At 73.0% G+C, this 20,945-nt stretch carries 20 protein-coding genes; 12 read left to right on the forward strand and 8 right to left on the reverse strand.

What is annotated here, in order from left to right; translation table 11 throughout:
* Nucleotides 1-2: 2 nt before the first annotated feature.
* Entirely contained in the window at nucleotides 3-677 is a 675-nt protein-coding gene (locus L1785_RS02405) for a LysE/ArgO family amino acid transporter (protein ID WP_236087536.1), read from the reverse strand.
* A gap of 78 nt (nucleotides 678-755) precedes the next feature.
* Between L1785_RS02405 and L1785_RS02410 the strand changes: the two genes are divergently transcribed.
* Nucleotides 756-1,703: a LysR family transcriptional regulator ArgP gene (locus L1785_RS02410; protein WP_236087537.1), complete on the forward strand. Its 948-nt coding sequence runs from the start codon at nucleotides 756-758 to the stop codon at nucleotides 1,701-1,703.
* A 36-nt stretch (nucleotides 1,704-1,739) separates the two neighbouring features.
* On the opposite strand, the gene L1785_RS02415 is transcribed toward L1785_RS02410, so the two are convergent.
* The 4 genes from L1785_RS02415 to L1785_RS02430 form a co-directional block, all read right to left on the reverse strand.
* Nucleotides 1,740-3,104 (reverse strand): LCP family protein, encoded by a 1,365-nt coding sequence (locus L1785_RS02415; RefSeq protein WP_236087538.1) that lies wholly within the window; start codon nucleotides 3,102-3,104, stop codon nucleotides 1,740-1,742.
* An 84-nt stretch (nucleotides 3,105-3,188) separates the two neighbouring features.
* Nucleotides 3,189-4,589 carry an LCP family protein gene (locus tag L1785_RS02420; RefSeq protein WP_236087539.1) on the reverse strand — a complete coding sequence of 467 codons (1,401 nt, stop codon included), beginning with the start codon at nucleotides 4,587-4,589 and terminating at the stop codon, nucleotides 3,189-3,191.
* Between the two features lie 150 nt (nucleotides 4,590-4,739).
* The gene (locus tag L1785_RS02425) at nucleotides 4,740-6,998 is read right to left on the reverse strand and encodes an esterase-like activity of phytase family protein (RefSeq protein ID WP_236087540.1); all 2,259 of its coding nucleotides are present in this window, start codon (nucleotides 6,996-6,998) and stop codon (nucleotides 4,740-4,742) included.
* 73 nt (nucleotides 6,999-7,071) lie between these two features.
* Nucleotides 7,072-8,316 (reverse strand): multidrug effflux MFS transporter, encoded by a 1,245-nt coding sequence (locus L1785_RS02430; RefSeq protein ID WP_236087541.1) that lies wholly within the window; start codon nucleotides 8,314-8,316, stop codon nucleotides 7,072-7,074.
* A 130-nt stretch (nucleotides 8,317-8,446) separates the two neighbouring features.
* On the opposite strand from L1785_RS02430, the gene L1785_RS02435 reads away from it, so the two are divergent.
* The 4 genes from L1785_RS02435 (at nucleotide 8,447) to L1785_RS02450 (ending at nucleotide 10,539) form a co-directional block, all read left to right on the forward strand.
* Nucleotides 8,447-9,217 (forward strand): SOS response-associated peptidase, encoded by a 771-nt coding sequence (locus L1785_RS02435; RefSeq protein WP_236087542.1) that lies wholly within the window; start codon nucleotides 8,447-8,449, stop codon nucleotides 9,215-9,217.
* 68 nt (nucleotides 9,218-9,285) lie between these two features.
* On the forward strand, nucleotides 9,286-9,456 hold the full coding sequence (locus tag L1785_RS02440) for a DUF1016 N-terminal domain-containing protein (RefSeq protein ID WP_236087543.1): 171 nt from the start codon (nucleotides 9,286-9,288) through the stop codon (nucleotides 9,454-9,456).
* A gap of 92 nt (nucleotides 9,457-9,548) precedes the next feature.
* On the forward strand, nucleotides 9,549-9,758 hold the full coding sequence (locus L1785_RS02445) for a PDDEXK nuclease domain-containing protein (RefSeq protein WP_236087544.1): 210 nt from the start codon (nucleotides 9,549-9,551) through the stop codon (nucleotides 9,756-9,758).
* A gap of 16 nt (nucleotides 9,759-9,774) precedes the next feature.
* Nucleotides 9,775-10,539, forward strand: a complete 765-nt coding sequence (locus tag L1785_RS02450) for a crotonase/enoyl-CoA hydratase family protein (RefSeq protein ID WP_236087545.1) — start codon at nucleotides 9,775-9,777, stop codon at nucleotides 10,537-10,539.
* 197 nt (nucleotides 10,540-10,736) lie between these two features.
* Here L1785_RS02450 and L1785_RS02455 read toward each other — a convergent pair whose 3' ends face one another.
* Nucleotides 10,737-11,864 carry an adenylate/guanylate cyclase domain-containing protein gene (locus L1785_RS02455; protein ID WP_236087546.1) on the reverse strand — a complete coding sequence of 376 codons (1,128 nt, stop codon included), beginning with the start codon at nucleotides 11,862-11,864 and terminating at the stop codon, nucleotides 10,737-10,739.
* A 67-nt stretch (nucleotides 11,865-11,931) separates the two neighbouring features.
* A complete protein-coding gene (locus tag L1785_RS02460) occupies nucleotides 11,932-12,831 on the reverse strand; it encodes a biotin--[acetyl-CoA-carboxylase] ligase (RefSeq protein WP_236087547.1) in 900 nt (299 codons plus the stop codon).
* Nucleotides 12,832-12,941: 110 nt separating this feature from the next.
* Here L1785_RS02460 and L1785_RS02465 point away from each other — a divergent pair, with 110 nt between their 5' ends.
* The 4 genes from L1785_RS02465 (at nucleotide 12,942) to L1785_RS02480 (ending at nucleotide 16,497) form a co-directional block, all read left to right on the forward strand.
* The gene (locus tag L1785_RS02465; protein ID WP_236087548.1) at nucleotides 12,942-14,537 is read left to right on the forward strand and encodes an acyl-CoA carboxylase subunit beta; all 1,596 of its coding nucleotides are present in this window, start codon (nucleotides 12,942-12,944) and stop codon (nucleotides 14,535-14,537) included.
* 66 nt (nucleotides 14,538-14,603) lie between these two features.
* Nucleotides 14,604-15,158: a hypothetical protein gene (locus L1785_RS02470; protein ID WP_236087549.1), complete on the forward strand. Its 555-nt coding sequence runs from the start codon at nucleotides 14,604-14,606 to the stop codon at nucleotides 15,156-15,158.
* The gene (locus L1785_RS02475) at nucleotides 15,155-15,394 is read left to right on the forward strand and encodes an acyl-CoA carboxylase epsilon subunit (RefSeq protein WP_236087550.1); all 240 of its coding nucleotides are present in this window, start codon (nucleotides 15,155-15,157) and stop codon (nucleotides 15,392-15,394) included. Before L1785_RS02470 ends, L1785_RS02475 begins: the two co-directional genes overlap by 4 nt.
* Nucleotides 15,395-15,519: 125 nt before the next feature.
* Nucleotides 15,520-16,497 carry a hypothetical protein gene (locus tag L1785_RS02480; protein ID WP_236087551.1) on the forward strand — a complete coding sequence of 326 codons (978 nt, stop codon included), beginning with the start codon at nucleotides 15,520-15,522 and terminating at the stop codon, nucleotides 16,495-16,497.
* 11 nt (nucleotides 16,498-16,508) lie between these two features.
* Here the strand turns inward: L1785_RS02480 and L1785_RS02485 are convergent, their stop codons facing one another.
* A complete protein-coding gene (locus L1785_RS02485; protein ID WP_236087552.1) occupies nucleotides 16,509-16,808 on the reverse strand; it encodes a hypothetical protein in 300 nt (99 codons plus the stop codon).
* 160 nt (nucleotides 16,809-16,968) lie between these two features.
* Here L1785_RS02485 and L1785_RS02490 point away from each other — a divergent pair, with 160 nt between their 5' ends.
* The 3 genes from L1785_RS02490 (at nucleotide 16,969) to L1785_RS02500 (ending at nucleotide 20,732) form a co-directional block, all read left to right on the forward strand.
* Nucleotides 16,969-18,672 (forward strand): DUF885 domain-containing protein, encoded by a 1,704-nt coding sequence (locus L1785_RS02490; protein WP_236087553.1) that lies wholly within the window; start codon nucleotides 16,969-16,971, stop codon nucleotides 18,670-18,672.
* A 370-nt stretch (nucleotides 18,673-19,042) separates the two neighbouring features.
* Nucleotides 19,043-20,008, forward strand: coding sequence for a hypothetical protein (locus L1785_RS02495; RefSeq protein ID WP_236087554.1), 966 nt, complete (start codon nucleotides 19,043-19,045; stop codon nucleotides 20,006-20,008).
* 70 nt (nucleotides 20,009-20,078) lie between these two features.
* Nucleotides 20,079-20,732 (forward strand): Maf family protein, encoded by a 654-nt coding sequence (locus L1785_RS02500; protein ID WP_268914756.1) that lies wholly within the window; start codon nucleotides 20,079-20,081, stop codon nucleotides 20,730-20,732.
* Nucleotides 20,733-20,945: the final 213 nt, after the last annotated feature.

Consider the following 20,945-nt stretch of genomic DNA (forward strand, 5'->3'; position numbering starts at 1 on the left):
CCTCAGCCGCCGGCCACGAGCGACACCGCGACCACCAGCATGATCGCGGCGATCACGCCGTCCACGACCCGCCACGCCCCCGGGCGGCGCAGGAACGGCGCCATCAGGCGGGCGCCGTGGGCGAGCCCCCAGAACCACGCCCAGCTCGCGACCACGGCCCCGGCGGCGAACCACCAGCGCAGGTCGCCGTAGGTCGATCCGACGCCGCCCATGAGCACCACCGTGTCCAGGTAGACGTGGGGGTTGAGCCAGGTTAGCGCGAGCGTCGTCGCCACGACGCTCGCCCGGGCGGGTGCGAGCACCGCCACGGGCAAGCCGGCCGCGGGGCCCGGCCCACCGCCGTCGGGCCCACCGCCGTCGGGTAGCGGGGTGTCCAGGGCTGAACCCGTGCCGCGCCAGGCCCGGCGCGCCGCCAGGAAGCCGTACGCGAGCACCACCGCGGCCCCGAGCCAGCGCACGACCTCGACCACCGCGGGCGCCCCCTGGAGCGCGGACCCGAGGCCGCCCACACCCGCCGCGATGAGCACCGTGTCGGACGCGGCGCACAGCACCACGACGAGCCACAGGTGCTCCCGGCGCAGTCCCTGGCGCAGCACGTAGGCGTTCTGCGCGCCGATGGCGACGATGAGGGACAGGCCGAAGCCCAGGCCGGACAGGGTGGGCACGAGGTAGGTCACGCCGCCACCGTAGGCCGGGCGGCACCTGAACTCCAGCTCAGGTTTCTGAACCTGATGAAGCAATGCTTCACTAAGGCCATGCGTTGGGACTCCGCACAGCTCGAGGCGCTCGCCGCCGTCGTCGCCGAAGGCTCCTTCGACGCCGCCGCCCGCGCCCTCCACATCACACCGTCCGCCATGAGCCAGCGGATCCGCGCCCTGGAGAACACCGCGGGCAGCGTGCTCGTCAAGCGCACGCGTCCGGTCGAGCCCACCGCGACCGGGCAGACCCTGCTGCGCCTCGCTCGCCAGGTCGAGCTGCTGGGGGCGGAGGCGTCGGCGGAGCTCGGGGCGGCAGGGGACGCCGGCGGCGCATGGACCACCGTCCCGATCGCCGTCAACGCCGACTCGCTCGCCACCTGGTTCCTGCCCGCCCTCGCGCGCGTCGACGGCGTCTGCTTCGACCTGCACCGCGCCGATCAGGACCGCACCGCCGAGCTGCTCCCCCGCGGCGTCGTCATGATGGCCGTGACCTCGCAGGCCGAGCCCGTCCAGGGCTGCTCGTCCGTGCCGCTCGGCGCGATGACCTACCGGCCCGTCGCGACGCCCGCGTTCGCGCGCCGCTGGTTCCCCGACGGCCCCACGACCGCAGCGCTCTCGGTGGCGCCCGTCGTGGTCTTCGACCGCGCCGACGACCTCCAGGACCGCTACCTGCGCAGCCGGGGCGCGTCCGGCCCGCCGCGCCACCACGTGCCCAGCTCGATCGAGTACGTCGAGGCCGTCCGGCTCGGGCTCGGGTGGGGCATGCTGCCCGAGCTCCAGTCGGCTCCCTCCGGGCTTCCGCCCGGCCGTGGTGTGCCCGGACGGAGGCACGCGTCAGGACCGCTCGTCGACGACGACGACCTGGTGCCGGTCGACCCGGACGCCGTCGTCGACGTCGCCCTCCACCTGCAGCAGTGGAAGCTGCGCTCGGCCGTCCTCGACCAGGTCGCCGCGGCGCTGCGGGCGGAGGCGGCGCGCAGCCTCCGCCCCCTCGCGCGAGGCTAGCGCGGCCCGCGCACAGCGCGGCCCGGGGTCAGCGCGTCAGACGCAGGTGCCCGGCGGCAGGGACGGCTCGACCGCCGGTGCCGCAGGCGCCACCGGGGTGCCGGCCGCCGGATCGGTCGCCGCCGGATCGGTCGCTCCCGCGTCCGTCCCACCCGGGGCGGTCGCCGGGGGCGCGACGACGTCCGTCGTGCCGGGCGAGGGCGTCACGGCCGCCGGCGGCGGGAGGGGCGTCAGGTCCGCCGGTGGCTGGTCCGCCGCGAGCCGCGCCCACAGCTCGTCCGCCTCGTCGGTCCAGATCACCCGGTTGTGATCCTGCGGCCACGGCACGTTCGGGACGGTCCTGAAGACGATCCGGGACTTGTCGATGCCGCGCAGGCTGAAGGCGAGGCCGGTGAGGTTCGCCGCGTCGGCAAGCGCCGCGTCCGGGCTGAGGGAGCCGAGGACCGCCTGCGCGAGCGGCAGCATCTTCGCCGGGTTCGCCAGCGTCTCGCCGGCGAGCGCCTGCCGGAGCGCAGCATTGATGAAGCCCTGCTGGCGCTCGATACGGTCGAGGTCGCCGCCGTTGCCGAGGCCCTCGCCGTGCCGCGCACGCACGTACTGGATCGACTGGTATCCGTTCAGCGTCTGAGGACCGGCGGGGAGCACGAGGCTGCCGTAACGCTTGTCCTCCTCGATCGGCTCGGGCAGGCAGACCTGGACACCGCCGAGCGCGTCGACGATGCCGATCACGCCGTCCATCTTCACCACCAGGTGGTTCGGCAGCGGCAGTCCGGTGTTCTCCACGACGGTCGACAGCGTGCAGGCCGCCGCGTACGTCAGGTCTTCCGGGCCCTTGCCGGTGATGTTGCCGACCGCGCCGAAGGCACCGTTGAACATGTTCAGGTCGCGGGCGCGGGCGGTGCCGCCGCCTGGCAGCTTGCACGCCGGGATCGACACCATGGAGTCGCGCGGGATCGACACGACCTCGATCCAGGTGCGGTCGGCGGAGATGTGCACCAGGAAGGTCGTGTCGGAGCGCAGCCCGCCGCCCTCGTCCTTGCCGGCGATCGCGATGGTCGCGGCGTCGCGGTAGTCCGTTCCCATCACGAGGATGTTGACGGGCATGTCCTTGAACGGGTCGTCCGGGTCTTTCGGCTTGGGGGCGGATGCGGCCGCGCCGACGACGAGCCCCGACACGTCGGACACCTCCACCTGGGAGCGCAGGTCTGCCACCACGGCCGCCACGCTCGTGCCGCCCAGGGCGATCAGGGCGATCGCGACGCCCGCGACGATACGGGGCGTCCGGGACCAGCCGATCCCCGACGAGTGCCGGGCCGACGTCCCGTCGAGCTTGCCGGGCGCAGACTGCGGTCCGGGCGCGTGCTGCGGGACCGGGGCCGGCTTCGCGGGCGTCTGGGGCATGGCCAGAGAGTAACGGCCATGTCCGACACGTCCGTCCGGTCGACGACGCTCTGGCGGGAAGATTTCGGGGAGATCTGCGTGGCGTCAGCCGCAGACACCCTCGAGGAGCACTTCAGGGCTCGGGCTCGCCGCGGGGGCTGCCGGCGCCACGGTCTCGGTCGTGCCCGTGGCCGCCCCACCACCCGTGGCCGCCCCACCACCCGTGGCGGCCTCACCACCCGTAGCGGCCTCGCCGCCCGTGCCGGCGTCCGGCGTCGTGCCCACCGCACCCCCGCCGGACGGGTCGAGGCTCGCCGACGGTGTCGGCACCGGGGCCTCGTGACCCGGGGGCGGGGTGTCGGACGCGATGCGTTCCCAGACCTCGTCGGCGGACGGCGCCCACACCACCCGAGCCGTGGGGTTCTTGGGGTCGGGGAGGAGCTCCAGCTCCGTCATGACGACGTCGGCCGTCTTCATGTTGCGCAGGCTCCACGCGAGGCCCACCATCGCGCCCGGGTCGGCGAGCGTCGGGTCGGCGCTGAGCGAGCTCAGCGCGGCCTCGACCAGGCCGTACGCCTTGGCCGGGTCGGCCAGTGTCTGCGCGGAGAGGATCTGGCGCATCGCCGCGTTCATGAAGGCCTGCTGGCGCGTGATGCGGGTCAGGTCGCTGCCCTGCTCGAGCCCCATGCCCTTGCCGTGGCGGGCACGCAGGAAGCCGATCGCCTCGTTCCCGGTGAGCACGTGCTCGCCCGCGGGCAGGTTGAGGTTCCCGTAGTCCCGGTCCTCGATGACCGCCTCGGGGAAGCACATCTTCACGCCGCCGATCGCGTCCACCACGCCGATCACGCCGTTCATCTTGACCACGGCGTGGTTCGTGATGTTCACGCCGGTGAGGTCGTGCACCGCGGTGATGGTGCAGGCCGCGGCGTAGGTGAGGTCCTGCTCGTTACCGCCGCCGATGGAGAACGCCTCGTTGAACATCGTGTAGTCCCGCGGCCGGGACATCGAGCCGTCCGGCAGGTTGCAGGCGGGCAGGTCCACCATCGAGTCGCGCGGGAGGGACACGATCTCGATCCAGCGGCGGTCCGCCGAGATGTGCACGAGCATCGTCGTGTCCGAGCGCATGCCGTCGGCCTCGCCGGCGAGCGCCGCGTTGGCCTCGTCACGCAGGTCGGTCCCCATGACGAGGATGTTGACCGGCATGTCCTTGAACGGGTCCGACGGGTCCTTCGGCGTCATGTCCGCCTGGCCGATGACCAGACCGGACACGTCCTGGACGTCGATCTTGGACAGCAGGCCGTAGTAGGCGGTCGCGGTCGCGGTACCGGAGAGCACGAGCACGCCGACGAGCGACATCGCCACGGTCCGGGCCACCAGGAGCGGCCGCCACGTGCGCACGTGACGCGGCTGGCGGACGAAGGTGCTCGCGTGGCGCGGGACCGTCCGCCCCGCCTCGGCGGCGTCGGACCGGCGCCCCCGGATGACGGCATGGAACTCACTCGACACGAAGGGGAGCATAGGCCAGTCGTATGTCAGCCCGTGCGGTGAGGATCGTCGTCGCCGACTTTCTCCCCGGCCCTTCACCGTGGGAGCACGACTTCGGCGCGACACGCCGGAGCGTGTCGCGCCGAGGTCGTGGACCCGGAGGCGTGGGTGTCAGCGCGACGCGACCGCCGCATCGCCGAGGTCGGGGTTGTCCGTGAAGAAGCCGTCCATCCCGGCCTCCAGGAACACCTGGATCTCCCGCTCGAGGTCCCCGACGGCGTTCGGGTCGGCCGAGGAGCGGAGGTCGACGGGCAGGAACTGGTTCTCGCGACGGAACGTCCAGCCGTGCACCTCGAGGCCCACCGCGTGAGCGTTCGCGATCACGGCCGACGGCGTGCCGAGCGTGCCGTCCGCGGCGCGCGGGATGAGCACGCTCTTCTCGGTGCCGATGCCGTCGGCGTACGTCGCGATCTGCTGCAGCCCGGCCGGGGTGACCAGGTCGGCGTAGGTGCGCGGGTCGCCGGCGGCACGCAGGTCGTACGGGGCGCCGCTGCTGCTGACGAGCTGGGCGAGCGGCACGTCCGTCATGCCGTTCAGCTCGACGAGGTTGCCCACCTCGAAGGACTGCACGATCACCGGCGCGTCGGCCCGGTCGAACCCGTTCGCCCGGAGGGCCGCCACGAGCGGCTCCTCGAGCGACAGCCCGATCGAGTCGAAGTACGAGGGGTGCTTCGTCTCGGGATAGACGCCGACGGGCGCACCGTCGCAGGTGCGCGAGCGGCGGGCCAGGTCGAGGACCTCGTCGAGCGTCGGCACCTGGTAGAGCCCGTCGAACGCGGTGTTGGCCGGACGGGTGCCGGGGATGCGCTCCTTCGCGCGCAGGGTGCGGAGCTCGGCGAGCGTGAAGTCCTCGGTGAACCAGCCGGTGAGGCTGGTCCCGTCGATGACCTTGGTCGTGCGGCGGGCCGAAAACTCGGGGCGGCTCGCGACGTTCGTGGTGCCGCCGATCTCGTTCTCGTGCCGGGCGACCAGCACGCCGTCCTTCGTGGACACCACGTCGGGCTCGATGTAGTCGGCGCACTGCAGGATCGCCGTCTCGTACGACGCGATCGTGTGCTCGGGCCGGTAGCCGCTGGCGCCGCGGTGGCCGACGACGGTCACACCGTCGTCAGTGGTCCGGACCCGGCGCAGGTCGACGATCGCCATCTCCGTGTCGTCCGGGGTGCCGGTCACCCGCGCGTCGTTGCCCGGATAGTTGTTGTCGTTCCCGATGAGGAGGCGGCCGTCACGGAGCTGGAGCACCGTCTCGAAGGACTGCACCGGCAGCGCGAAGGTCTCGCCGAGGCCGTAACCCTCGCCGGAGTCGATGCCGGCGGGGTTGGCGATGCGCAGCGCGTCGAGCACGAGCTCCTTCGTGACGTAGCCGTCCTGGTCGGCGCGGTCGAGGTCGATGCGGTAGACGCGCTTGATCACCGCGGCCTCGCCCTCCCAGTCGTCGCGCTCGACGAGGAGCATCTGGTGGTGGCCCACCGTGAAGGCGTCGCCGATGACGTCGGCGGGGAGGTCCGTCTGGTACGCCCAGCGCGTGCCGGTGTACTCGCCGCTGCGGAGGTCGAACTCGTAGACCCACCGACGGCGCCCGTCAGTGTCGTTCGCGAGCGCGCCCTCGACCACCGGGTAGAGGTAGCGGCCGTCCGTGCTCAGGGACATCGCCTCGAAGCCGCGGCTCGAGCCCACGAGCGGCGTCTCGCCCGGCTGCAGGTACGGGTTCGCGGGCGACTTGCCGTCGGGGAACGGCACCGGCGCCTCGAGCAGGGTGCCGTCGGCGGAGAAGTGCAGGAGGAAGGGACCGAACTCCTCGCCGACCCAGAGCGTGCCGTCCTTGGCTCGCACCACGGACTCGATGTCGAAGTCGGCGCCGGTGAGGAACCGCTCCGCGGTGCCGCCGTTGACGATCGGGAAGTCGATCACGTGGTTCGCGTCGTTGTACTGGACGAGGTCGAGCACCTCGATCTCGCCCGAGCCGCCGCGGGCGGTCTCCCACTGCGGGCGCACCAGGTAGTTGCGCAGCAGGAAGTCGGCCGAGTTGCCCTTCGCGCCGAAGCCGTTGTCGGGCTGGGCCCAGAACGTCCCGTCGCCGTTGTCGATCATGGCGCTGAAGCCCGGGATCACCTGGCCGTCCCAGGGTCCTTGACGCCCGTTGGCCGGCGAGGCGGCGGCGCCCGACGCCGGGCCTTCGGCGAGGTGGTCCGCCGACAGCGTCGCCCGCCCGACGAGCGTGGGCTCGAGGTGCACGGCACCCGGGCCGGACCCGGCCCCGTGCGACGGCGCGACGACGGCGGCCGCCGTCGGACCGACCGTGGGAAGAAGCAGGGCTGCCGCCGCGGCGAAGGCTGCGGCGCGTGGCAGGGCACGCGTGATCGTCCTCATGACCGTGAGCCAAACCGGACGTACCGAACTCCAGGTGACGCCCGGCGGAAACCCAGGTGAACTTCGGTGCGCGTCAGATCGGCAGGTGCCAGCCGCCCTTGCGGAACGCGGGCGTCGCGACCGCCAGCACCACGACGGCGAGCAGCACGGCCACCAGCATGACCGACGCCATCGCCACGGAGCCGCCGCCCAGGAAGCCCGCGAGCGGGCTCACGACGCCCGCCACGAGCGACTGGATGGCGCCGATCATGGCGGCGGCCGTCCCGGCGATCTGGCCGTGGCGCGTCAGGGCGAGGGCCGACGCGTTGGCAGGGATGAGGCCCTGGAACGCGAGGACCGCCCACAGCACCACCAGCAGACCGGCGAGCCCGCCCGCGCCCGTGATGGTGACGACCAGGAGGACGGCCGTGATCACGGCCTGCGCCACGATCCCGAGCCGCAGCAGCCTGATCGGCGCGACGCGGCGGACGAGAGCGGCGTTGACCTGCGCCGACAGCACGAGCCCGAGCCCGTTCACGCCGAACAGGAGGGCGAACTGCCCCTGCGACAGGCCGTACTCCTGCTGGAACACGACCGGCGAGCTGACGACGTAGCTCATGAGGACGCCGAAGCCGAGGCCCGGCACGACCGACAGGGCCACGAAGTGGCGGTCGCGCAGGAGCGTGCGGTAGCCGCCGAGCGCCCCGGCGACGCCACCGGTGATGCGCTGCTCGGGCGCGTGCGTCTCGGGCATGAACCGCAGCACCACGAGGGCGAGCACGGCGCCCATGCCCGCGAGCAGGACGAAGACCCAGCGCCACGAGGCGTGCGCGAGCACGAACGTGCCGAGGGTCGGCGCGAACATCGGCGCCACGCCGATGACGAGCATCAGCCGGGACAGGATGCGGGCGGCCTCGGCGCCGACGAAGCGGTCGCGCACCACCGCCACGGACGCGATGGCGGCGGCCGAGTTGAAGAAGCCCTGCAGCAGGCGCAGCGCGATGAGCAGCGGCATGTCCGTCACGACCGCGCAGAGCAGGGACGTGACGACGTGCAGGGCGAGGCCCACGAGCAGCGGCGCGCGCCGCCCGAACCGGTCGGACAGGGGGCCGATCACGAGCTGCCCCACCGCACCGCCGACGAGCATGCAGGACACCGTGACCTGCGCCATCGCGGCGGTCGAGCCGAGGTCCTCGGCGACCTGCGGCAGCGCCGGCAGGTACATGTCCACCGTGAACGCGGGCAGCGCGGAGAGCGCGCCGAGCATGAGGACCCAGCGCAGGACGGAACGAGAGCGCGCAGGCGCGGGCGCGGCGGGCGCGAGGGTGGCGGTGGACATGGCGGGAAGTCTATCGAATCGATACGACCGGGCGCAGCCCCTTTTGACGAACGTCACCCTGGCACGCTCGTCTCGCCGCGGCCTGACCCTCGGCCACATCACTGTCGGTGGCTCGGGGCATGCTGGAGGCATGTGCGGACGCTTCGCCTCCTTCCGGGACGCCCAGGACCTCGCCGACGAGCTCGCCGTCGCCGAGATCGCCGACGACGCACGGCTGCTGCCGCCGTCGTGGAACGTCGCCCCCACCGATCCCGTGCGGATCGTCGTCGAGCGACCCGACCGCGCCACCGGCGTCGTGACCCGGTCGCTGCGGGTCGCGCGCTGGGGCCTGGTCCCGTCGTGGTCGAAGGACCCGTCCGCGGGCGCGCCGATGTTCAACGCCCGCGCCGAGTCGCTCCAGGACAAGCCGGCCTTCGCCAAGCCGTTCGCGGCACGGCGCTGCATCGTGCCGGCCGAGGGCTACTTCGAGTGGCGCAAGCTGGCCGACGGCGGCGGGTCGGCTTCCGGCGGCTCCCGCGTCCCCAAGCAGGCGTACTGGATCACCCCCGCCGACGGCGGCGTCACCGCACTGGCCGGGCTGTACGAGTTCTGGCGGGACCCGTCGCGCCCTGACGACGACCCCGCGCGCTGGGTGGTGTCGACGACCGTGGTGACCACTGCGGCGTCGGGCACCCTCGCCGCGATCCACGACCGCGTGCCTCTGGTGCTGCCGCCCGACGCCTGGGACGCGTGGCTCTCCCCCGGCGTCGGAGCCGACGAGGCCGCCGGCCTGCTGCGCACGCCGGGCGTCACCCTGCACGCGCTGCCGGTCGGCGACGCGGTGGGCTCGGTCCGCAACAACGACGCGTCCCTCATCGAAGAGGACCCGGCCCCGAGAGACCCGGACCCGGTGTTGGCATGAGATAGCGTTTGTTGGATCTACGCAACAGTTGAGATGCGTTGACGCGGCACCTATATCAGACTTTGGCCATGACGATTACGACCGGCCCCGAAGCCACCCGCCCCGCCGGATACGCCGCGTTCCTCGACGAGCTGAAGCGGCGGGTGCGCACCGCTCAGTTCCGCGCGGCCCGTTCCGCCAACACCGAGATGCTGCGCCTGTACTGGTCCGTGGGGAAGGACATCCTGGACCGGCAGTAGCAGCAGGGGTGGGGCGCGAAGGTCGTCGACCAGCTCTCCAACGACCTGCGCCGCGAGTTCTCCGGTCAGCGAGGCTGGTCGAGCAGGCCCTCATGGACCGCATCCAGGACACGCTCCTCGAGTTCGGACGCGGCATGGCCTTCGTGGGGCGGCAGGTGCGCCTCGACGTCGGCGGAGACGAGTTCTTCCTCGATCTCCTGCTCTTCCACGTGCGGCAGCTCCGGTACGTCGTCGTGGAGCTCAAGGTCGGCAAGCTCGAACCCGCGCACATGGGTCAGATCGGCACGTACGTCAGCCTGTGACACCTAGGCTGAGCCCGTGAGCGTCCTCGTCACCATCGCCGACGACATTGCCGACGTCCGGCTCGACCGCCCCGACAAGCTCAACGCGCTCTCGATCGACACGATCCGGGAGCTGGCCGTCACGGCGCACCGGCTCCGGCGGCACGCGGGTCTGCGAGCCGTGGTGATCTCCGGCAACGGACGGGCCTTCTGCGCCGGCATGGACCTCGGCGCCGCCGCCCGCGACCCGAAGGGGGCTCTGCTCGCCTTCCTGCCGACGTGGCGCGGCACCAACCCGTTCCAGGAGGCGGTGTGGGCGTGGCGACGCCTGCCCGTCCCCGTGATCGCGGCCCTGCACGGACCGGTCTTCGGCGCGGGCCTGCAGCTCGCGCTCGGCGCTGACCTACGCGTCACGGCCCCGGATGCGCGCTGGTGCGTCGCCGAGACGTCGCGCGGCCTCGTGCCCGACATGACCGGCATCCGCACGCTGTCCCAGCTCGTCGGCATCGAGACCGCGAAGCGCCTCACGTTCACCGCGGAGGAGTTCTCTGGCCAGCAGGCCGTCGCGCTCGGGCTGGCCGGTGCGGTGAGCGACACCCCGCTCGAGGACGCCCTCGTGCTCGCCCGCCAGATCGCGGAGCGCCGGCCCGAGGCCGTCGCGGCGGCCAAGCGGCTCTTCGACTCCCGGTGGTCGGCGGGCAACCTGAGCACGTTCGCCGCCGAGCGGTGGGCACAGTCCCGCCTCCTGCCCGGCGCGATGGCGAGCCTGAGGCGCCTGCGGGGCAGCCGGACGGCAGAGTAGCTGGGTTGTCCGCTTCGAGAAGGCGATCAGGCATCGCCGACCGACGGGCAACGATGCCGCATCGCCTTCTCGGGGCGGATTCGTCAGCCCCCGGCCGAATGACGCGTCAGCCGGTATGAGTTGACCGCCTGACCCTGCGGTTCCGCTCCGGGCGGGTGCCTCGTACCTCGGCCCCCACCCTGCGCTGCACCTCCGGCTCAGCCGGCGTAGGCCCGCTGCAGCCGCACCGGGACGAGCGGCCCGATGCCGGGTACGTCCTGCTCGGGCTGCGCGGTCAGCGCGTACCGGGAGCTGGTCGCGAGCTGGGTCGCCGTCGAGGTGTCCACCAGGACCGACGAGGGTTCGGCGAGCTCCGTCAGCCGGGACGCCAGGTTCACGGACGGCCCGAACACGTCGCCGAACCGCGACAGCACCCGCCCCCACACGAACCCGACGCGGACCGGGATCTCGGCGTCCTCCGGCCCGGCGGTACCGAGCGCGCGAGCGGTGGACTCGGCCAGGCCGAGCGCGACCTCGGCGCCGGTGGTCACGTCGTCGGCGACGAACAGCACCGCGTCGCCGATCGTCTTGACGACCCGCCCGCCCGCAGTGGTGATCACGTCGCGCGCACCGGCCTCGAACCGCTGCACGAACTCTGCGAGCTCCGCCGACCCGAGGCCCGCGGTGCGCTTCGTGAACGACACGATGTCCGCGAAGCCGACGGCTCGCGGCAGCGGGAGCTGGTGCGAGTCGGTGGGCTCGCCTGCGCGCGCACCCGCGAACTCGATGGCCATGCGCCCCGTGAGCGCGGCGAGCTGGCGCCTCCAGGCGTGCTCGAGCTGGCGGCCGAGCGTCTCCGCGAGCGGCGGCAGCTGGTCCAGAGCGAGCAGCCGCGCGCTGGCGTCGTCGAGCTCGTGGCGCCGTGCGAAGTGCTCCACCAGGGCCTCCACCTGCCACAGCGCCAGGCGCTCGGTGGTGTGCCCCATGGACCGCACGAACGTCATCTGCGCGCGATGGTCCATCTGCTCGGTCTCGAAGAGCTCGGCGATCTCGCGCAGCGCGATCTCGTCGGCGTCGGTGAACCAGCGCTCGGTGGGGTGCGTGACGGGCAGCCCCATCCACCGCCAGTACGACTCGATGAACTCCTGCGAGAGCCCGGTACGCTCGATCAGCTCCGACAGCGTGTACCGGCGCGCTCCGCCGAGGATCGCCTCGTCGAGGCGGGCCGCGGTGTCGACGCCCAGGGCGCCGTCGACCTCGGGCTCGTCGGGCGCGGGGTCGACGACGTCGGCCTTGCCCGCCTCCGGCGCGGCCTGATTCTGGGAGTTCTCGGTGTGACGCAGCACCCCTCAAGCGTATGGCGTCCCCCTGGGAGCCCGGTCAGAGCCGGCTGGGGGCCACTGGTGCGGCGGTTCACCGCAGGTGGTGGACGTCGCCCGCGGCCACGGAGTGCTCCTCGCCGTCGTCGGTGCGCACCACGAGCGCGCCCGTCGGGTCCAGCCGCACGGCCTCGCCCTCGAGAACCTGGGTGCCGTCGGCCAGCTCGGCCCGCACTCGCGCGCCGAGCGTCGCCGACACGGCTGCGTACTCCACGTCCAGCCCGGCCGCGGCCACGTCGCCACCGGTGGCCTCCCATCGCCCGACGGCGGAGCTCACCTCGGTGAGCAGCCGCACCAGCAGAGCGGTCCGGTCCAGCTCGTGCACCCCCGCGAGCGCCAGGGACGTCGCGGTGGGGACGGGCAGCTCGTCGGCGGCCTGCGACACGTTGAGGCCGATGCCGAGGACGACGGCCGGCCGCCCGCCGGGGCCGGACGGGACCACCTCGGCCAGGATCCCGGCGACCTTGCGCCGCCCGGGCCCGTACGGGTTGGGGTCCGCCGTCCCGAGCGGGTCGGCGTCGGCTCCCGCGACCCGGACGACCACGTCGTTGGGCCACTTGACCTGGGAGGTGCGGCGGACGTCGTCGGGCAGCGAGCGGACCACGGCGGGGCCGGCGATCAGCGGAAGCCAGCCGAGCGACGCCGCCGGGACGGCGGGCCGCAGGAGGACCGACACGGTGAGCGCCGCCCGGGACGGTGTCTCCCACGTGCGGCCCGCGCGTCCACGGCCGGCCGTCTGGTGCTCCGCGACGAGAGCGGCGGGCGCCGGCCACGCCGTGGGGTCGAGGCGGACGGCGGCGACGAGGTCGGCGTTGGTGGAGGGCGAGGTGTCGACCACCTCGATCCGTCCGAACGCGCCACCGGGCCCGGCGAGCGGGGCGAGGCGGGCGAGGTCGAGCGGGGGACGGTCGAGGCTCAGCATCACGAACCCCATCATCCTCGCGTTCGCCGGACCGCGCTTGGAGGGTTCCCACAACCACACCCGCGAACCCGCTGGCGGCTCTCCCATCGAGTTGGCAGCATGCGCCAACTAGGCTCGGCTCCGTGAACGACGCCACCACCACGCTCGCCGGGACGCAGGCCAAGCTCGACGACCTGGACCGCCGCCGGGCAGAGGCCATCGACGCCCCCGAGGAGGTCGCGCGCGAGAAGCAGCACAAGCGCGGCAAGAAGACGGCCCGAGAGCGCATCGACGCGCTGCTCGACGAGGGCAGCTTCGTGGAGCTGGACGCGCTGGCAAGGCACCGCAGCCGGAACTTCGGGCTCGAGAAGAAGCGGATCGCGGGCGACGGCGTGGTGACCGGCTACGGCACGATCGACGGCCGTCAGGTGTGCGTCTACAGCCAGGACTTCACGGTGTTCGGCGGCAGCCTCGGCGAGGTGCACGGCCAGAAGATCACCAAGGTCCAGGACCTGGCGCTGCGCACGGGCGTGCCGATCATCGGCATCAGCGACGGCGGCGGCGCACGCATCCAGGAGGGCGTCGCGGCACTGACGCAGTTCGCGGAGATGTTCCGCCGCAACGTGGCGGCGTCGGGCGTGATCCCGCAGATCTCGCTGATCCTGGGGCCGTCGGCGGGCGGCGCGGTGTACTCCCCCGCGCTGACGGACTTCATCGTGATGGCCGACGGCACGTCCAACATGTTCATCACCGGCCCGGACGTGATCCGGGCGGTGACGGGCGAGGACGTCGGCTTCGAGGAGCTCGGCGGCGCCCGCACCCACAACGTGAAGAGCGGCGTGGCGCACTACATGGGCCACGACGAGGACGACGCCATCGATTACGTGCGCCACCTCGTCTCCTACCTGCCGCAGAACAACCTGAGCGACGCGCCCGCGTTCCCGCCGGACGACGTCGTCCTGGAGGTCACCGACGAGGACGAGGCGCTCGACACGCTCGTCCCCGACAGCGACTCTCAGCCGTACGACATGCGCGCCGTCGTGGAGGCCGTGGTCGACCCGGAGTCGTTCCTCGAGGTCCAGCCGCTGTACGCCCAGAACGTGCTGATCGGGTTCGGGCACGTGGAGGGCCAGGCGGTCGGCATCGTGGCGAACCAGCCGCAGGCGATGGCGGGCACGCTCGACATCGACGCCGCCGAGAAGGCGGCGCGGTTCGTGCGAACGTGCGATGCGTTCAACGTGCCCGTCCTGACGTTCGTGGACGTGCCGGGCTTCCTGCCGGGCGTGGGTCAGGAGCACCAGGGCATCATCCGGCGCGGCGCCAAGCTGATCTACGCGTACGCGGAGGCGACGGTCCCCCTGGTCACGGTCATCACGCGCAAGGCGTACGGCGGCGCGTACATCGTCATGGGGTCGAAGCAGCTCGGCGCGGACGTCAACCTCGCGTGGCCGACGGCGCAGATCGCCGTGATGGGTGCCGGCGGCGCGGTGAACATCCTGCAGCGCGGCGCGCTGGCCGCCGTCGCCGAGGCGGGCGGTGACGTCGACGCCGAGCGCAAGCGGCTCACAGAGGAGTACGAGGAGGCGATCGTCAACCCGTGGGACGCGGCCGAGCGCGGCTACGTCGACGCGGTGATCCGCCCGTCCGAGACGCGCGTGCAGGTGGTGCGTGCCCTGCGGGCGCTGCGCACCAAGCGCGCGACGCTGCCGCCCAAGAAGCACGGCAACGTGCCGCTCTGATCGTCGGTCGCTCGCACCGTCCGGGGCGCGCGACAATGGACCACCACCCCGAGCCCGGAGGAACGCATGAGTCATGAGGACGCCACCCACGGCCCCGCCCCCCTGGGCGCCGTGGATCCCGAGCCGATGCACCGCGCCGTCGACGCCCTGGCGGCCGCACTGCACGAGTACGTCAAGTCGGCCGTGGGCGTCCGGGCGGAGTTCGGAGCGTCGGAGGCCGACGAGGATCCGCGGATCCTGGCTCTGGAGGACAGGATCGGGCACCTCAACGCCGGCCTCTTCGACTCGCTGCACGACGTGCTGGGGATGCACCCGGACCTGACGTCGTCCGTGTGGGAGCCCGACGAGGACGACGAGGCGGAGCTCGAGACGCACGAGCACCCGGCCGGCGCGGAGCCCTTCTACCTGGGCTTCCTCGTCACGGCGAAGGGCGGCGACGCGACCATCGGCGGCGTGATCGATCTCCTGGACTCGGCGGGCGAAGGCGTTGCGGCGCAGCTCGGCGACGGCGGCTACGAGGTGGTCGAGTGGGCGGCCTCGCGCGGCGAGGCGGCGTCGTTCGACGGCTTCGAGGACGACGACGAGGACGGCCACCACGAGCACGGGGGCGGCGGGCGATGAGCTCCGAGGTACGCGTGGTCCGTGGCGAGCCCGACGACGTCGAGGTCGCCGCGCTGGTGGCGGGCCTCGCGGCGGTCGCGTCCGCCGTCGTCCCGGACGACGCGGCGCCCGTCCACGAGTGGACGAACCGGTCCCGCAGCCTGCGCGGCAACGGCGCGGGAGCGACGGCGAAGAACTTCGGCGGGCGCTCCGGCCGGCACAACGCGGACGCGTGGCGCTGGAGCCTACGGTCGTGAGCCCGGGCCCCTCTGGCTCCCGCCCGCCTCGGCCCGCCGGGACCCTCGCGGGAGGCGCGCGTCAGCGTGATTCTGGCTCCCGCCCGCCTCGGCCCGCCGGGACCCTCGCGGGAGGCGCGCGTCAGGTGGGGGCGCTCGTCGAGTCGCCGTTCCAGCTCCTGTGTACCGTCGAGGCGCACGCCGCCGGGCTGGGCGGCACGCCGACGCGGGTGCACGTGAGGTCGGACGTGCACGCGCTGGACCGGGTCGGCGCCGCCATCGCGGAAGCGGCCCTCCCCGAGGGGATCACCCTCGACGTGCGGGGCAGCTGGGCGGCGCTGACGTCGTTCGAGCCCGGCCGGATCGTCGGCGAGGCGTTCTCGGGCCTGTTCCAGGTCGCGCTCCTGTCGCGCCCCGTCCGCTCGATCGTGCTGGTCGACGACGGCCTCGCCGCCCTCGACCTGGCCCGCATCCTCGCCTCGCCCCGCGCAGCCCTGATCCGGCCCGGCGCCCAGCTCAGTCCCGGCCGGCGGCTCCTTGGCCGCCTCGCCGCGGCCCGGCTGCGGGGTCTGGCCCGCCGCGGCCGGCTCACCGTCTTCACCGCCCTTCCGCTGGGGGCATCGGTGTCCGCGCGCCTCGCCGAGGTCGGGGTCCGGGTGGTCCGCAACGAGTTCGCCTGGCTGTCGACGCAGGCCATGGACGAGACCCCGGCGGAGCCGACCGTCGTGCTGGGCTCCGGCCTCGTGGGCGACGGCCTGATCGAGCCCGACCCGTATCTCGGCTGGGTCCTGTCGCTCGCCGCCCACGGGCCGCTGCTGTACGTGCCGCACCGCCGCGAGGAGGACTCCGTGATGCGGGTGCTCGCCCGCACCCCGGGCGTGACGATGGCCGACCCGGGCGACGCGCTCGAGCTGCGCCTGTCCGGCATGAAGGCGGGGCAGCGGGTGCTCACCCTGCCGTCGACCATGGGGGTGCTGCTCACGACGGTGCTCGGACGGCGCGACGTCCCGGTCGAGACGGTGCCCATCCCTGACTCGTGGTGGACCCCGGAGGCCGGCGAGGGGCAGCGCGCCTTCGCGGCCCGCCTGGTCCCGCTGGCGGAAGCGGCACGCAGCCGCGCCTGACCGGGGGCGTGTCAGCGCGTCCGGCGGTCGTCCCGGACGCCGAGCCGCCGCGCGCGGGCGAAGGTCGAGAACTGCTGGCGAAGGCCTCCGATCATCATCGCCTCGGCGAGGGTGACCCCGACGACGAGTGCCCAGAGGGGTGACGGGCGCGCAATGCCGACCGTGTCGAACGGGCCGTCGGCCGCGGCGATCGCCAGGACGACGATGACAGCGAAGCCGGCCATCCCCGCAAGCAGGATCGGCACGAAGACGATGCTCCACCGCAGCTCGGTACGGGTCGGCGGTGTGTCCTGCTCGGACGGTGCTGCCACGGCTGCCCTCCCCTGATGGACGAGCGCTCGCTCGCCGCAGGACACCTTACGAGACGGGCGCAGCCCACCGGCGACGGCACCGCCGTCGGCCCTCGGCGACGTGCGGACCTGCCGGAAAAGCCTCGGCCGCCACGCGGGCTTCCGAAGTAGGCTCGGCCGGGTGACCACACCCACCACCCGCACCCCTACAGCGGTCGACGCCGTCGCGGACTCGTACGTGACCCGGATCGCCGAGATCAACCCGCTGGCCGCGACCGCCATGGGCCTGTCCGGCTACGACCACCTCATGACCGACCTGTCCCCCGCGGGCCACGAAGCGTCGGCCGAGGCGGGCCGGGCCGTGCTGCGCGAGCTCGACAGGCTGGAGCCCGCGGACGACGTCGACCGCGTGACGCTGGCCGCGATGCGCGAGCGCATCGGCCTGGAGCTCGAGCTGCACGAGGCGGGCGAGCCGCTGGCGACGCTCAACAACATCGCCTCCCCCGTGCAGGAGCTGCGCGACATCTTCGACGTCATGCCGACCGGAACCGTCGAGGCGTGGGAGAACATCGCCGCGCGCCTGAACGCGCTGCCCGGCGCCGTCGAGGGCTACATCACGTCGCTGCGCACCGCCGCGGAGCGGGGCAACGTCGCCGCGATCCGCCAGGTGCGCGAGACGGTGACGCAGGCGCGCGAGCTCGCGGGCGCGGAATCGTTCTTCACGACGTTCGTGAACGGCCCCGAGGCGGGCGCCGTCCTCGACGACTCCGCCGCCTGCAGCCTCGTGCGCAAGGAGCTCGAGCACGGTGCCACCGCGGCCCGCGAGGCCTACGACACCCTCGCCGGCTTCCTGGAGTCCGAGCTCGCCCCGCAGGCGCCGGAGCAGGACGCGGTGGGCCGTGACCGCTACGCACTGTTCTCCCGCGTCTTCCTCGGCGCGGAGGTCGATCTCGACGAGACCTACCAGTGGGGTCTGGAGGAGCTGGCGCGCGTCGTCGCCGAGCAGGAGGCTGTCGCCCGGCAGATCGCGGGCCCCGGCGCGACGGTGGAGGACGCCGTGCGGGTGCTCGACACCGACCCGACCCGCAAGCTGCTCGGCACGGACGCCCTCAAGGCATGGATGCAGGAGACGTCGGACGCGGCGATCGTCGCGCTGAACGGCACGCACTTCGACATCCCCGACCCCGTGCTGACCCTCGAGTGCATGATCGCGCCCACGCAGACCGGCGGCATCTACTACACCCCGCCGAGCGACGACTGGTCGCGCCCCGGGCGCATGTGGTGGTCCGTGCCGCCGGAGGTCACGGAGTTCAACACCTGGCGCGAGAAGACCACCGTCTTCCACGAGGGCGTGCCGGGCCACCACCTGCAGTGCGGCCAGGCGGTCTTCGCCCGCGACACCCTGAACACGTGGCGCCGTCTCGCCTGCTGGGTCTCCGGGCACGGCGAGGGCTGGGCGCTCTACGCGGAGCGCCTCATGGCCGACCTCGGCTACATGGACGACCCGGGCGACCGCCTCGGCATGCTCGACGCCCAGCGGATGCGCGCCGCGCGCGTCGTGTTCGACATCGGCGTCCACCTCGGCCTGCCGGCCCCCGAGCAGTGGGGCGGCGGCACGTGGGACGCCGAGAAGGCGTGGCCGTTCCTCAAGGCCAACGTCAACATGGCCGAAGCCTTCGTCCGGTTCGAGTACAACCGCTACCTCGGCTGGCCGGGGCAGGCGCCGTCGTACAAGGTGGGCCAGCGCCTGTGGGAGCAGACCCGCGACGAGGCCAAGGCCGCGGCCGCCGCGCGGGGCGCGGAGTTCGACGCCAAGGTCTTCCACGCCCGCGCTCTCAACCTCGGGTCTGTGGGCCTGGACGTCCTGCGCGAGGCGCTGGCGTAGCTCCGGGCCTGGCCGGCCTCGCGTTCCGCCTCGGTCCGCCTCGGTCCGCCTCGGTCCGCCTCGGTCCGCCTCGAGAAGGCGATCAGGTATGGCCTCGATCCATGTGGCGATACCTGATCGCCTTCTCGAACTGGACCACCGCAGTGCCTGACGGCCCTCTGGTCGGTGGAGACCAGCGCTCGCAAGCCCCGCTCTGGCCTCCCCTCCGCGACTGGGCGCCTCCCGCAGGACGCGACCAGTCCGTCGTCAGGCATCTGGGCACGGCGACACCTGGATCCGAGGCCGACCACATGGGGCCGAAGAGGCCGGTTGCCCACATGAGCCGCCAGCCACGCCACGCCCGGCCTGCGGGCTCTGCTCCGATCGGTGCATGCGCCAGCTCAGCCTCATCCCGTCGGATGTCCTTGCCGACGCCTTCCACCAGGAGGGCATCGTGTCGAAGGCGCAGTGCGACGCCGCCGGGCTCGGCAGGCAGCGGGTCGCCCGGCTGATCGACCAGCGCCGCTGGCGTCGGGTGACCACGGCCGTCTACGACACCGACCCAGTGCCCCCACGTCTCCGCCGTCGGGACGACTTTCACGACCACCTCCGCCGACGCACCGCGTGGATCGCGATGCTCGCGGTCCGGCACGGGATCGCCGTCGGTGCCTGCTCTCTCGCCCTGCACGGAGTGGAGGGACTGCCCCTGACGATCCTCCCTGAGGTCGCGCTGCCCGGCGGCCAGCGCCGGCAGGAGCGCCAGGGGATCGTCGTCCGGCAGTACCGCGATTTCGCCACGAGCAGGCTCGGACGCCGGGAGGTGGCACGGATCGACCACGCGCTCTCACAAGCACTCCCCGGGCTACCACGGGACAACGCCGTTGCGGTGATGAGCAACGTGCTGCATCGGCACCTTCTCGACGCGGAAGGACTCGTCAGGGTCCACGACCTGCTTCGGGGAAGGCGCGACGCCGAGCAGGTACATCCCTGGTTTGACCTCGCCGACGAGCACGACGAGTCCCCGGCCGAGACGTTCGCCCGTCTCTCCTGCATCGACAACGGCGTCCCGCCCGACGCCACCCAGGTGGTCTTCACGCAGGACGGCGGCGGTGGCGGCGCACCTTCGACGGCTCGGCTGGCTTCCCGGTCACGGCGGCGTGCTGGGCCTGCAGGTCGAGCTGGGCGGCCGCCGCAGCCGGCCCCGCGCGTGAGTCCGGTTCGAGAAGGCGATCAGGTGTCGCCCGCAGACCCAAGGCGATACCTGATCGCCTTCTCGAACCGGACCGACAGGAACGGGCCCGATTCGGGCCGGATCGGGAGCGCAACCTGGCCGCCACCCCGGTTCTCGGCGGGGTGACACTCGCCACGATCACGCATTCCGGATTACCCCGCCGCCGATCCTCAGTACTCTGGCGCGCGTGCCTCGTATGGTCCTCGCCTCCCGGTCCCCCGCCCGACTCGCGACCCTGAGCTCCGCCGGCGTCCGCCCGGACGTGCTGGTGTCGGGCGTGGACGAGGAGCAGATCCTCGCCGACGCCGCGCAGCGGTTCGGCGACCTCGACCCCGTCGACGCGGTGCTGCTGCTCGCCCAGGCCAAGGCCGAGGACGTGGCGTCCGCGCTGGAGTCGGGCGACATGGAGACGGAGTCGGAGGGCGACCGGATCGTCGTCGGCTGCGACTCCATGCTGGAGATCGATGGCGTCATCTACGGCAAGCCCGCCGACGCCGACGAGGCGCGCGAGCGCTGGCGCGCCATGCGCGGTGGCCGCGGCGTGCTGCACACCGGCCACTGGATCGTCGACCTGCGCGACGACGAGGCGGGCGGCACGGGCGCGACGCTCGGCTCGACCAGCTCCACGACGGTGTGGTTCGCCAACCTCGACGACGCCGAGATCGACGACTACGTGGCGACCGGCGAGCCCCTGGAGGTCGCAGGCGCGTTCACGATCGACGGCCTCGGCGGCCCCTACGTGGACCGGATCGAGGGCGACCACCACGGGGTCGTGGGCCTGAGCCTGCCGCTGCTGCGGGAGCTGCTGGGCGAGATCGGCGTGCCGTGGCGGAAGCTCCGCACCTCCTGAGCCGGAGGTGCAGCGCAGGGTGGGGGCCGAGGAACGAGGCACGCGCCCGGAGCGGAACCGCAGGCTCAGGCGGAAGACGGGACGGTCTGAGCCGGAGGTGCAGCGCAGGGTGGGGGCCGAGGAACGAGGCACGCGCCCGGAGCGGAACCGCAGGCTCAGGCGGAAGACGGGACGGTCTGAGCCGGAGGTGCAGCGCAGGGTGGGGGCCGAGGA

This window comes from Antribacter soli (assembly GCF_021568775.1).
GTDB lineage: Bacteria > Actinomycetota > Actinomycetes > Actinomycetales > Cellulomonadaceae > Antribacter > Antribacter soli.